Origin of the sequence: Finegoldia magna (assembly GCF_002243175.1) — a bacterium.
GTDB lineage: Bacteria > Bacillota > Clostridia > Tissierellales > Peptoniphilaceae > Finegoldia > Finegoldia magna_J.
Genome location: NZ_NDYF01000013.1, coordinates 115697 through 128609, shown reverse-complemented (window position 1 = coordinate 128609; position 12913 = coordinate 115697). Strand labels below are relative to the sequence as shown.

The window sequence follows — 12913 nt, the reverse complement described above, 5'->3', positions numbered from 1 at the left end:
AATTCCAATATATATTAAAAGAAAGCTTATCTATTAAATATCAATAAATATTTTTAAGGTGTATCGCATTTGGATGCCAGATGTAAAAAAAGAGAAAGCTTCCACTTCCTCAACATCTGTATATCATAAGTAGACGCTAGGCTGCTCTTCAGCATAACCCTATCATTCTACTTGCAAGTAAACAATAAGCCAAAAACTTAAATATGTAAATAATAGCATGGCAAACAGACCTATGAAAATAGGTCAAAAACAATTAAATATGTGATACTCAAATATTTGGAATATTAGCTTTGTTTCACTTAAAACAGCAAAAATTATGTTGGTTAGCTTTCTCGTAATATTACCAATAGCATTACCATGAGCTTTGCCTCTGTTTCTTAGAGTTTGATAATAATTAGAAAGATCCGGATCCTTAAAAGCAGCAACAATTGCAGCAAGCCAAATAGCACGTCTGAGATAAGGCGAACCTATTTTAGAAATTTTGTTTGAGTAACGACAAACTCACCGGACTGCTTAACAGCAACATCGAGACCAGCATAAGCAACAAGTTTACTAGCTTTTTCAAAACGAGAAATATCACTGATTTCAGAAAAAATGGCAGAAAGTTTTCATTTTTCAGTAAACATAATATCAAGAGGAAAAGGCAAAAGTGCAGTAGAAAGTGCGGCATATATAAGTGAAGAAAAAATAAAAAATGAATGGGATGGAGTAACCTACGACTATACAAGAAAAGAAAAAGTATTAGTAAAAAATATAATATTGCCTGATCACATACCAAAAGAATTTAACGATAGGTCTACCTTATGGAATAAAGTAGAAATGGCAGAAAAAAATTTTAATGCACAACTAAAAAGACACTTCATAATAGGACTACCAAAGGAATTATCTTTAAGTGAAAATAAAAAACTAGTCGAAAAATTTATAAAAGAAAATCTAACATCACAAGGAATGATAGTAGATTATTTAATTCATGATTAGAATCAAGATAAAAATGGGTAATAATCTTATGTAGGTTGAAAGTTTTACTATGCTAAGAATAGATTTTTTACGAAAATTGTTACTTGCCCTAAAGCTTGGTAAGGTTCTAATTCTAATGAAGGTGATGGCAAAATTATGAAAGAAAAACTCATTATTAAAAAATTAAGAGAAGATAGCAGAAATGAAATCTACACAAATAGAGGAATTAACCCAATATTCCAGCTAAATCCAAAATCAAAAATTTTGATAATTGGGCAAGCTCCTGGGGAAAAGGTTGAAGAAACTGGTATTTTATTTAATGATCAGAGTGGGGAAAATCTTGTCAAATGGTTGGGTATATCGGAAGACGTCCTCCATGGTGAAGATTTTTCTATAATTCCAATGGATTTTTATTATCCTGGAAAGGGAAAATCGGGCGACAAGGCTCCTAGATCTTTTATTGCAAAAGAATACCATCCGCTATTATTAAATGAATTGAAGGATATAAAGCTAACCATTTTGATAGGCGCCTATGCTCAAAAGTTTTATTTGAAGGATAAATTTAAGAAAAATTTAACTGAAACAGTAAAATCTTACAAAGAGTTTTTGCCGGAATATTTCCCAATAGTCCACCCAAGTCCTCTAAACAACAGGTGGATAGCAAAAAATCCTTTTTTTAGAGAGGAGGTCTTGCCTGAGTTAAAGAAAATTGTAAAAAAGCTGAGATAAATTGTGTTTGTAAAATTTATTAGATACCATTTTTAATGGTAATGGTCATTAACAAGGAGAGAAAATATGAAAAAAATAAGTGCGAATATTTTAGACGGCAAATTCGAGCATTTGGTGGATGAGGATAATTTACAAATAACCCACCTACAAATCAAAAAGGGCGATGAAATACCTAGTCACAAGTCAGATAAAAGTGTAGTAGTTGTAATTTATAAAGGCAAGGTAGATTTTAAGGGAGAGAACGGAAATCAGATAATAATCCCAGGTGATATAATCACAATGGATCCTAATGAAATCCATGCTCTTAAGGCTCTTGAGGATAGCGATTTGATGGTTATAAAGGTAAGAATTTAAGAAAATATTTAGCTAGGATAGGCAGGTGATTATTTTATCAACCTGCTTTTTATTTTTATATATTTAAGCAAAAATTTTGGACATCATATATAAAAAAAGACTTAGTTTTATTGGAATTACAGAGGTTTTAAGCTTTATAAGGCTAATTATCTTATTTTAAAAAGATATCGTGCTTGAAGATTATTTTATGGAAGTGTAATACGGTATTATTGTTGGATTTTCCAAAAATGAACCTGGAGTTAATTAATATTTAGGAAAGATTGTTGCTAATGGTCTTGTTGGTACCCATATCCATGGTTACGATGGCAAGTATTTTGTCCACACTTACAACAGAATGAGCAGCCTCCACCTAAAACAACAAGAAAAAAAGGATAGAATGTGAAATTATTACAATACAATGCACAATATATTAGATTAACTGATATAAAGGGAAATAGCTATAATGGGTATGCACACTATTGTGCAAAAGATGATTATGAAGTCGAAGAAGATGGGCTAGAGAGGAGAGTTGATGGAGATATTTGGATTTTTTATGAATCAGACATTAAATCAATTGAAATATTAGACTAATTAAGCACACTAATTGATTTATACAGTTAGATCTTAGCTGTGCTTTTTTTGCACACTTAAGTGTGTTGATAGAATGATGTGAGAGGAACAAAAAAACACCTGTTATATAGATGGAAGACATTAGATTTAGCTTTAAGCAAAATAAAATATCTTATTTAAAATATAAATACGAAATTAAGAATTCTTGTAAATTGTTTTATTCTGTGTTAGGAATTTTGTTTTTTGGGTATATATATTTTAATAATATAAGAGAAACGTTGCGGTCATTTTGAAAACGATATTATAGATGTTGTTTGGCAAATTTACTTATCAAATTTGTTTAATAAACTATGTAACAAAAATGCAAATGTTTTCTTATAAATAATAGGAGGCACAATTATGAAATCTTATCCAACAAACAAAATTAGAAATCTTAGCTTGGTTGGGCATAGCGGAAGTGGAAAAACTCAACTCACTGAAGCATGCCTATACTTAACCAATGTGATTAACAGAGTCGGAAAAGTTGAGGACAAAAACACAGTTTCTGACTATTCTAAGCAAGAAATGAAGAGGGGTATTTCTATATCCAGCTCTGTTATTCCAATCGAACACAACGACATAAAAATCAACTTTATAGACACTCCGGGCTATTTTGATTTCGAAAGAGAAGTGTATCAATCACTAAGAGCATCGGAAGCAGCGCTTATTGTTATCGATGCTGTTAATGGTATAGAAGTAGGAACAGAAAAAGTTCTTCGTTATACTCAATCAATAGATCTTCCAAGAATTATTTTCGTAAATAAAATGGAAAAAGAAAATGCTAATTTCAACAAATGCGTTAGTGATTTGCACATTAAATTTGGTAAAAATATTATTCCTTTCACTTTGACTCTTGGAGAAGGCGAAGACTTTAAGGGAGTTATTGATGTTATCGACAAGAAAGCATATGAATACAATGGTTTCGAATTCAAGGAAGTTCCTATTCCGGAAGATAGAGTGGATGAAGTTAATGTCGTATTCGATGAAATTTGTGAAGTTGTCGCTCAAACAGACGACGATTTGATGGAAAAATATTTCAACGGAGAAGAATTTACTCACGAAGAATTCAAAAAAGCTTTGGTATCAGCACTACTTGAAGGTAGCTGTGTACCACTTATAGCAGGAAGTGCTCTTACAGGAGTAGGTGTTGATGTTTTATTAGAAATTATCGAAAAATACATGCCAACACCTGACGATGAAAGAGCAAAATACGGATTCAGACATGCAGACGACAAACAACGTAAGTTCTCAGTTGACGAACCAATGAGTGCAGTTGTATTTAAGACAATTGTGGATCCTTTTGTTGGAAAGATTTCAATTTTCAAGGTTATATCAGGTAAAATAACCAAAGATACTTTAATATATAATTCAAGCAAGGAAGTTGACGAAAAAATTGGTGATTTGTTCTTCTTACGTGGCAAGGAACAAATAAAAACCGCTGAAGTTCACGCTGGTGACATCGGTGCAATTAGCAAATTGGTTGAAACAGAAACAGGAGATACTATTTCTGATAAGAGTGACCCAACTGTTTACAAACGTTTGAAATTAAAACCTGCAACATTATTCTTTGCAATTCAACCAAAATCAAAATCAGATGACGATAAAATTTCTAGTGCATTAAATAAATTGCAAACTGAAGATTTGTCATTTGTATCTGAAAGAAATAATGAAACTAAGCAATTATTAATCGGTGGACGAGGCAATGTTCAACTTCAAGTAATGATGGACAGATTAAAAGATGAATACCAAGTAGAAACGGAAGTTGTTCCATTGAGAATTGCATATCGTGAAACTATCAAATCAAAATCAGACGTCGAAGGAAAACACAAGAAACAATCTGGTGGTGCTGGACAATTTGCGGATGTATTTATTAGATTTGAACCATTGACAGATTCAGAAGAAAACTTCGTATTTGAAGAAGAAGTATTCGGTGGAGCTGTTCCTAAGAATTTCTTCCCAGCAGTTGAAAAAGGCTTGGAAGAATCTTTGGAAAAGGGACCTTTGGCAGGATATCCTGTAGTTGGCGTCAAAGCGATTCTTTACGATGGAAAATATCACCCTGTAGATTCAAATGAAATGGCATTCAAGATCGCAGCTCAAATCGCATTTAAAAAAGGAATTGAAGAAGCTAAACCAATTTTATTAGAACCTATTATGAAAGTTACAATCAAAATCCCTGAAGAATACATGGGAGATGTAATGGGAGATATGAACAAACGCCGTGGTAAAATTTTAGGAATGGAATCTGATGAAGATGGTAACCAAGTAGTAATCGCAGAAGCTCCTCACAAAGAATTATTCGAATATTCAATAGATTTGAGATCAATGACTCAAGCAAGGGGAGAATTTGAAATGGAATTTGTGAGATATGAAGAAGTCCCTTCTAATGTTACAGAAGAAATAATTAAAGAACAATAAAATTAGAGATGCCCTTATCGTTTGATAGGGGCATTTTTTCGTGACAAAAAGCTTGCTGACGTACGAGCAAAGTTTGTGCTAAGAGATTTCGTCAGATGGACAGGCTTGCTAGGATACGAGCAAACATCTCGCTATCGAATATCTCGCTTACGAAAATAAATAAATTCTAAGCTCGTTAGCCTAAAATTGTGAACTCGTGCTACGCACTCAAACAGCACAATTTTTTAACGACTAACTTCGCTTGAATTTATGATTATTTTCTCCAGAGGATATTCTTAAGCTTTGATTGTTTGCCGAAGTGCTTAGAGTTTTCGCGTCAATGGGAGACTTGCTTACATACGAGTTTTTGCTGAGAGATTTCGTCAGATGGGTAGGACTTACTGGGATACGAGCAAACATCTCGCTATCGAATATCTCGCTTACGAAAATAAATAAATTCTAAGTTTGTTAGCCTAAAATTGTGAACTCGTGCTGCGCACTCAAACAGCACAATTTTTTAACGGCTAACTTCACTTGAATTTATGATTATTTTCTCCAGAGGATATTCTTAAGCTTCGATTGTTTGCATGAGTGCTGAGAGTTTCGCGTGGTTGAGAAGCTTGCCTACATACGAATTTTTGCTAGGAAATTTCGTCAGATGGGAAGTACTTGCTGGGATACAAGCAAACATCTCGCTTGTGAAAATCTGGCTTAATCAGATTCAGTAAGACTAGAACTGACTAGATTACGTAGAAGTATTCTTCGTTGAAGTTTTTGTAAAGTGAGAAGTGGTTTTTGTTGTAGTCTAGTAGTCCTTCTTTTTTCATTTCCATTAGTTCCTTTGATAGTGCGCTTCTGTCGACGTTTAGGTAATCAGCGAGTTCTTGTCTATTAAATGGTATGTCGAATTCGTTGGTTTCTTTTTGTAGTGCGACTGAACTTAGGTAGACGGATAGTTTTTGGCGAATTTTTTTGAAGGATGATTGGCAAAGTTTTTGTGAGAGTGAGTAGTTGTCGTTCGATAATATGAGGAGCAGATTTTTGATTAATTTGTCGTTGTAGTTGTTGTGATTTGTGAAGATTTGGTTTGTATTTATGAACAGGATTTCACAGTCTTCACTTGCGACAACGTCTATGATTAATTTTTCGCCACTGATTGCGTAGGATTCTGCGATTATTTGGAATTTGTTTCTGTTTGAAAGTATCATTCTACTTCCCCAATAATTTGTGATTTCTAATCTAACTTTTCCTTTGAGTATTAGTCCAAATGTATCTGTTGTGTTTCCTGATTTAAATATGTATTGGTGTTTTTTGTAGGATTTTTGGTAAATAAAATTTGAGTTTAATAGTTGATTTATTTCTTGTTTTGAAAAGTTTTTGAATAGTTCTGATTTTAATATTTCCATATCTACCTCTTATGTTGTTTTAACAACGTACTTTTTTATTAAATTATATTAAACTATAGACATAAAATCAATTGTGGTTTATGATATATGGAAACAAAGGAGAGAAAAATGAAAAATATTTTAGATACTATTGGAGATACAAGACTTGTTAGATTGAAAAACATAGGAAATGGAAACATTTATGTTAAGGTTGAAAAGGAAAATGCAACTGGTTCAATCAAGGACAGAGCAGCTCTTGAAATGATTAGAGGAGCTATTGATGATGGCTCATTAAAACCAGGAATGAAGATTGTTGAACCAACAAGTGGTAATACTGGTATTGCTATTGCAATGATTGGTCAAAATCTTGGATACGATGTTACAATTGTGATGCCAGAATCGATGTCTATCGAAAGACGCAAATTGATGCAAGCTTATGGTGCTACAATTATTTTGACTGGCGAAGGTGGTATGCAAACAGCTGTTGATAAGGCGAAGGAGTTGGAAGCTACTGGCGAATATTTTATGCCAAATCAATTTGCAAATCCTTACAACACTTTGGCTCACGAAAAATACACAGGTCCTGAAATTTATTCTGAATTGCCAGAAGTTAAAGGATTTATAGCTGGTGTAGGAACAGGTGGAACTGTTAGTGGTGTTGGTCATTTCTTAAAGGAAAAGAATGAAAATGTAGCTGTGTGGGCAATTGAACCAGAAGAATCAGCGTTGTTGAGCACTGGAAAGGCTGGTGGACACAAAATCCAAGGAATTGGAGCAAACTTTGTTCCAGAAATTTTGGATAGGGATATGTTAGATGAAGTAATCACTGTAAAGGGTGACGATGCTTTGGACATGGCAAGAAGACTTGCAAAAGAAGAAGGACTTTTGGTGGGAATTTCTTCGGGCGCAAATGTATTTGGCGCATTAAAAATGTTAGAGAAAGTTGATGGTCCAATAGTTACTGTTCTTCCAGACACTGGAGAAAGGTACTTGTCGACTGCGTTATTTGAAAATGAGGCTAATTAAAAGATTATCTGAATACGGTGATTTTATTTTACAAGAAGATCCTGCATGTCGCACGAAATTCGAAGCGTTATTCATGTATCCAATCGTGAGGGCGTTGATTTATCACAGAATTGCAAATTATTTTTACAGAAAAAAACACACAACTCTTGCGAGGTTTTTCTCACAAAGAGCGAGGCGCAAAACAGGAATTGAAATTCATCCAGGAGCGACAATCGGCAAGAATCTGTTTATAGATCATGCAATGGCAGTTGTAATTGGAGAGACTGCGATTATAGGAGATAATTGTCACTTTTATCATAACGTAACGCTTGGTGGTACTGGCAACGAAAAGGAGCACCAACGTCACCCGATTGTAGGTGATAATGTCGTAATTGGAACAGGGGCGACTGTATTGGGGCCGATTAGAATTGGAGATGGCGCGAAAATCGGCGCAGGTGCAGTGGTTTTGAGTGATGTTCCAAGTGATTGCACAGCTGTTGGAATGCCTGCAACAATAGTAAGACACCATTAATATTGAGCACAAATCTCTTTGGCAAATTTATTTGCTGAGGAGATTTTTTTGTTTTGTGATAAAATGGATGTATAAGCTAGCAGGAGGAATTTTATGAAGAAGAAAATATTTGCAATTGTAATGATGCTTTTAATGTTGTGCTCATGTAGCATTGGAAAAAGAGAAGTGTATTTGTATGGAGAAGATCACGATATAAAACCTATTTATAATGAAGAGTTAAACATTTTGAGAGATTACTACAAAAAAGGTGGTAGGAATTATTTTTTGGAGGATTCTCATTATGGTGCACAATATCTTAATTTGTGGATGAAATCAGATAATGATGAGTATTTGAACAAAATGTATGATGTTATTAAAAAATACGGAAACTATGATTATGATTACGATATCGAATATTTCAAGACAATAAAAAAAGAAATGAATGATATTAAATTCTACGGTGTAGATGTGGGACATTCATACGATATTATAGGCAAGGATTATCTTAAATTAGCAAAAGAAAAAGGCGATAAAAAAGATATTGAACTTACTGAGAAGGCTATAGAACAAGGCAAGAATTTCTATGACAAGGAAAAAGTTGATGACTTAAAAGCCAGTGAGTACAGAGACAAAATGATGGCAGAAAATTTTATGGATACATATAACAAGACAAAAGGAGATGTTATTGGATTTTTTGGATTGGCACATATAGATGGAATAGGTTATGTTAATGATAATATGACGAAGATTATACAAGATAAAATTAAAAATCTTCACACAGTTAATTTGTTGAAAAGTAAAAATCTCAAACCAATCTCAACAGAAAAAATCACATATAATGGAAGAGAATTTGAAGCAGATTATTATGGAATTATAAGCCACAAGTACTCCACATATCCTCACGAAAAATTATACCGAATTAAAGATGCGGAATATTTCAAAGATTTCACGACAACAGTTTACAATCAATCATTTCTGTATAATTTCAGCTTTGAAAAAGGAGACATCATATTAACTAGACAATACAACGATAAAGATCAAGAAGATGTAGTTGTAAGAGTTAGAAGTGATGGAACAGAAAAACTTTTCTTAGTAGACTACATTCAACCAAAATAATTAAAAAATGAACAGCAATGAACGAAAAAAGTTTGTTGCTGTTTTTGTTTTATCTATTTGGGTATAAATATTTTAGAGGTTATTTGGACATAAATGTTAAATAAATAACCTTATTTATCAAAATTACGAAAGGAGAATTAAATGTTAAAATTAATTAGAACACCTCAAAAATACGTTCAAGGCAAAGACGCTTTGAATGAATTTGGGAAATACGCAAAAGATTATGGAAACAGGTTTTTGTTCGTATCTTCAAAAAGAGGATTGAACGATTGTAAGGAAAAAATCGAAAAAAGTTTTGAAGGAACTGACGCTTTCAGAAAATATGAAATTTTCTCCGGAATTTCTTCTAATGGAGAAATAGAGAGAATGAGAAAAATCGTCGTCGATGAAAAAATCGATGCAGTGGTTGGAATCGGTGGAGGATCTGCTATTGATACTGCAAAGGCTACGGCATTTTATGAAAATAAACCAGTTTTGGTAGTTCCTACAGTTGTAGCGACTGATGCTCCATGTACTGGACTTTCAGTTATTTACAATGACGATCACACATTTGACAGATATATTTTCTATCCAGATAATCCTAACATGGTAATCGTGGATACGACAATAATTGCCAACGCTCCTGTGAGATTTTTGGTTGCAGGAATGGGCGATGCTTTGGGAACTTACTACGAAGCAAGAAGTTGCAAAAAAGTTGATGCACCTTCACTTGAAAATGGTGGAATTAGTGAATCAGCGATGGCACTTTGCAAATTGTGCAATGAAATTTTGTTTGAACATGGAGAAATTGCCAAGAAATCTGTGGATAATCATTTGTTGAATGAATCTGTAGAAAAAGTTATTGAAGCAGCAACTTATCTAAGTGGTGTTGGTGCTGATAATGGTGGACTTGCAGCGGCACATTCTATCTACAACGGATTTACTGAAATAGAAGGTGTGTCTGCAATGCACGGAGAAATCGTAGCTTTTGGTACAATCGTGCAATTGTTGATGGAATCAGCTCCAAAAGATGAATTGATGAAGGTAATGGATTTCTGCTACAAAGTTGGGCTTCCAATCACTTTGAAAGATATGAATATAAAAGCTGAAAATATAATGGTAGGTTGCGAAAAAGCCTGTGTTGAAGGAGAAACTATTCACAACGTAGTTGGAGAAATCACTCCGGAAAAATTAAGAGATTTCGTATTAACAGCTGATGTATTGGGAACAAGATACTACGAAGAGCACAAATAAATTTACACATTAATAGCATATTAAAAAATCATCCTAAGTTTATTGACTAGGATGATTTTTGTGTGTCTATTTTATTTTTCTCCAAAAACCGATTTGATTGTAAAGCTCAATTCCTACTACTATTAATGCCCATGGAATTAATATTCCCATGAGAATCCATTTAATAGGGGCTGATTGAATGCTAAACAATACAAATGAGAATATTGCTATTGTCAAAAATGAAAGTCCCATCATTTTAATAACGTAGGCGAATTTGGATTGTCTGTTCATTATGTCTGAAATGCTCGACCAATTTACGTATTTGTGTTTGTAATCTCCAGCGACTTTGAATCTACAAAATACGAATATAGATATTAAATTCAACACAATTGCAAGTATCATGAAATAAACTTTTACTCTAAAGAATATGGAAAATCCTAATATTGCAAGGGCAGATAACACGCCCATTATTGTAAATGAGAATTTTACTTTTTCATTCAAATAAGTTTTCTTACTCATTGGTAGACTCATCAAATAATCGTGATTTTGTCCGTCTAATGAAACTATTATCGATTGTAGGTTCATAGGAAATAGTCCAATGAACACACTGTACATAAATGAAATGCTAAGAGCAATAGCAAGTGATTGCAAATCGGAAATATTTGTCCCGATTTCACTTCGCATACTAGGCGCGCTAGTAAATGTCATCAATATTGGAAACATTACTGGGAATAAAATGCACGATGTGATAGTTGTAGCATCACTCAAAAGCATTTTGTTGTATTTGAACATTTCCTTGCCGATATTGCTTGGCTCTTTGTCAACTTTAGTTCTCTTAACAGAATTTTTTCTGTTTTGAATATCGCTCATGTGTTCGTACAAGTTCTTCGATGCAAATTCTAGAATCGCTTTTCCTAAAATCACTTCAATAACTGCCAATACAGCTATGAAAATAATCGCCGATAATGGATTGTGAAGTAATCCTGAAATAGGGCCAAGTCCCGTAGTGTTTTTCATGATGTTTGAATTTTGAATAAAAATTACAAACACTATGGCAACGACTTGAATGAAAATATTAAGTCCAACCATTATTTGCGTGTTGAATTTGTACAAGGCAGATGTTCTCACCAAAAGCTCCGCAACGACAATATTCAAAATTATTGTAAAAACGAATAAAACTACGAAATTCAAAATTCCGAACAAAATTGCCAAGAATATATTGAATTTGAAATCAATGAAAAACTTTATCGACAACAACAAAATCGGACTTAGAACTGTCAACGAACTCAACATTGTCAAGAAAGTTTTGGAAACGAACATTTCCTTCTGACTGATTGGAAAATAGGACATCTTCAACGAATCCTTGTTTTCATAAAACAGATTGAATACGCTGATGAAGTTTTGCAAAGTTCCCAAAATTACCAAGTAAAACACGAATAAATCAAACATCTTAGGTGCCTTGCTATAATCAAACACAAATCCGAACATAATTCCGTAAATTACAAGCATCATCACAGCGGACATTATATATTGTCTGATAATTTTCTTGTAAATACTTTTGTTCTCAGCAGGCTTGGTCTTCTGTCTGATTTGACCTGTGAGCATAGGATTTATATTCAATAAGTCGATTTTCATCAATTCTTTTAATTTAGTTTTGTTCATTTGGAACCTCATCGTGTGATTTTATCATTTCAAGATAAATTTCTTCCAAAGATTGATTTGGATGCAAGTCTTTTAGTTCTTGAACCGTACCTAAGAATATAAGTTTTCCTTTTTGCAAAATTCCAATTCTGTCGCAAAGTTTTTCTGCAATTTCCAAAATATGAGTAGAGAACAAAACAGTATTTCCTTTGTTGGCGTGTTCTCTCATCATTTCCTTTAAATTGTACGAGCTTTGTGGGTCAAGTCCTGTCAACGGTTCGTCCAATACCCACACATCTGGATCAGATAACAGAGCAGCTATTACGAAAACTTTTTGTCTCATACCATGTGAAAAAGATTCAATAGGTTGGAAGAATTCTGTCAAATCAAATTTTTCGGAAAGCATCTTGCAAGTAGCGTTGAATTTGTTTTCTTCAATTTCATAAATTGTTCCGACAAATCTCCAAAATTCGTAAGGAGTCATCTTCAAAAACATATCTGGACTGTCAGACACATATCCGATTTTCTTCTTAGCTTCCATTGGATTATCTCTTACATCAATATCGTCAACTTTGATAGTCCCTTCTTCAGGTTTTATAACACCAACTAAGGATTTTATCGTAGTTGATTTACCGGCTCCGTTATGTCCAATAAGACCGAAGATTTCGCCGCTATTAATTGTAAGATTCAAATTGTCCAAAGCAATTTTTCTGTCGTATTTTTTTGTCACATTCTCAAAAGTAATCATACATACCTCCTCTTGTATCATACTGTATCATAATCGTAGCACACTATAGATATCATGTCAAATAAAAAAGAATTAGCTATTGCTAATTCTAATACGTAAACAACCCTAATACACGAATATCTGGACTACAAAAATTGTTGATTTCTAAATCTCAAAATCCTAAAATCGAAAACTCACTTATGTTCAAACAGTTCGATTTTACGGATTTTTTCGAATTGAAATCAAAGCAATTTTCTCCGTATGATATTCTTAGCATGAGGGTTTGTTACT

General features: G+C 33.4%; 11 protein-coding genes and 2 pseudogenes. 9 read left to right on the top strand and 4 right to left on the bottom strand.

Annotation, left to right across the window (positions count from 1 at the left end; translation table 11 throughout):
* Positions 1-243: 243 nt before the first annotated feature.
* Positions 244-575, bottom strand: a pseudogene (locus B9N53_RS05760) (transposase).
* Positions 576-594: 19 nt separating this feature from the next.
* Between B9N53_RS05760 and B9N53_RS05755 the strand changes: the two are divergent.
* The 5 genes and pseudogenes from B9N53_RS05755 to fusA form a co-directional block, all read left to right on the top strand.
* Positions 595-975: pseudogene (locus B9N53_RS05755) on the top strand (MobA/MobL family protein); the annotation flags it as partial.
* Positions 976-1113: 138 nt separating this feature from the next.
* A complete protein-coding gene (locus tag B9N53_RS05750) occupies positions 1114-1686 on the top strand; it encodes a uracil-DNA glycosylase family protein (protein ID WP_094204084.1) in 573 nt (190 codons plus the stop codon).
* Positions 1687-1752: 66 nt separating this feature from the next.
* Positions 1753-2040: an AraC family ligand binding domain-containing protein gene (locus B9N53_RS05745; RefSeq protein ID WP_094204083.1), complete on the top strand. Its 288-nt coding sequence runs from the start codon at positions 1753-1755 to the stop codon at positions 2038-2040.
* 378 nt (positions 2041-2418) lie between these two features.
* Positions 2419-2610: a hypothetical protein gene (locus tag B9N53_RS05740; protein ID WP_094204082.1), complete on the top strand. Its 192-nt coding sequence runs from the start codon at positions 2419-2421 to the stop codon at positions 2608-2610.
* 378 nt (positions 2611-2988) lie between these two features.
* Positions 2989-5046, top strand: a complete 2058-nt coding sequence (gene fusA, locus B9N53_RS05735) for an elongation factor G (RefSeq protein ID WP_094204081.1) — start codon at positions 2989-2991, stop codon at positions 5044-5046.
* 719 nt (positions 5047-5765) lie between these two features.
* On the opposite strand, the gene B9N53_RS05730 is transcribed toward fusA, so the two are convergent.
* Positions 5766-6431 carry a Crp/Fnr family transcriptional regulator gene (locus B9N53_RS05730; RefSeq protein WP_094204080.1) on the bottom strand — a complete coding sequence of 222 codons (666 nt, stop codon included), beginning with the start codon at positions 6429-6431 and terminating at the stop codon, positions 5766-5768.
* 108 nt (positions 6432-6539) lie between these two features.
* On the opposite strand from B9N53_RS05730, the gene cysK reads away from it, so the two are divergent.
* From cysK to B9N53_RS05710, 4 genes are all read left to right on the top strand, one after another.
* On the top strand, positions 6540-7436 hold the full coding sequence (gene cysK, locus B9N53_RS05725) for a cysteine synthase A (protein ID WP_094204079.1): 897 nt from the start codon (positions 6540-6542) through the stop codon (positions 7434-7436).
* Complete coding sequence (gene epsC, locus B9N53_RS05720; protein WP_094204078.1) at positions 7423-7947, top strand: serine O-acetyltransferase EpsC; 525 nt, start codon at positions 7423-7425, stop codon at positions 7945-7947. The genes cysK and epsC overlap by 14 nt, the downstream gene beginning before the upstream one ends.
* Before the next feature lie 93 nt (positions 7948-8040).
* Complete coding sequence (locus B9N53_RS05715) at positions 8041-9042, top strand: hypothetical protein (protein WP_094204077.1); 1002 nt, start codon at positions 8041-8043, stop codon at positions 9040-9042.
* 141 nt (positions 9043-9183) lie between these two features.
* A complete protein-coding gene (locus B9N53_RS05710) occupies positions 9184-10275 on the top strand; it encodes a glycerol dehydrogenase (protein WP_094204076.1) in 1092 nt (363 codons plus the stop codon).
* A gap of 66 nt (positions 10276-10341) precedes the next feature.
* Here the strand turns inward: B9N53_RS05710 and B9N53_RS05705 are convergent, their stop codons facing one another.
* Together B9N53_RS05705 and B9N53_RS05700 are read right to left on the bottom strand one after the other, a co-directional pair.
* Complete coding sequence (locus tag B9N53_RS05705; protein ID WP_094204075.1) at positions 10342-11916, bottom strand: antibiotic ABC transporter permease; 1575 nt, start codon at positions 11914-11916, stop codon at positions 10342-10344.
* Entirely contained in the window at positions 11903-12643 is a 741-nt protein-coding gene (locus B9N53_RS05700) for an ABC transporter ATP-binding protein (protein WP_094204074.1), read from the bottom strand. Before B9N53_RS05700 ends, B9N53_RS05705 begins: the two co-directional genes overlap by 14 nt.
* Positions 12644-12913: the final 270 nt, after the last annotated feature.

What these genes read in the sequence shown, in the direction of transcription:
- B9N53_RS05750 (WP_094204084.1), top strand. Translation starts at nt 1,114, where the DNA reads ATGAAAGAAAAACTCATTATTAAAAAATTAAGAGAAGATAGCAGAAAT.
- B9N53_RS05745 (WP_094204083.1), top strand. Translation starts at nt 1,753, where the DNA reads ATGAAAAAAATAAGTGCGAATATTTTAGACGGCAAATTCGAGCATTTG.
- fusA (WP_094204081.1), top strand. Translation starts at nt 2,989, where the DNA reads ATGAAATCTTATCCAACAAACAAAATTAGAAATCTTAGCTTGGTTGGG.
- B9N53_RS05730 (WP_094204080.1), bottom strand. Translation starts at nt 6,431, where the DNA reads ATGGAAATATTAAAATCAGAACTATTCAAAAACTTTTCAAAACAAGAA.
- cysK (WP_094204079.1), top strand. Translation starts at nt 6,540, where the DNA reads ATGAAAAATATTTTAGATACTATTGGAGATACAAGACTTGTTAGATTG.
- epsC (WP_094204078.1), top strand. Translation starts at nt 7,423, where the DNA reads ATGAGGCTAATTAAAAGATTATCTGAATACGGTGATTTTATTTTACAA.
- B9N53_RS05715 (WP_094204077.1), top strand. Translation starts at nt 8,041, where the DNA reads ATGAAGAAGAAAATATTTGCAATTGTAATGATGCTTTTAATGTTGTGC.
- B9N53_RS05710 (WP_094204076.1), top strand. Translation starts at nt 9,184, where the DNA reads ATGTTAAAATTAATTAGAACACCTCAAAAATACGTTCAAGGCAAAGAC.
- B9N53_RS05705 (WP_094204075.1), bottom strand. Translation starts at nt 11,916, where the DNA reads ATGAACAAAACTAAATTAAAAGAATTGATGAAAATCGACTTATTGAAT.
- B9N53_RS05700 (WP_094204074.1), bottom strand. Translation starts at nt 12,643, where the DNA reads ATGATTACTTTTGAGAATGTGACAAAAAAATACGACAGAAAAATTGCT.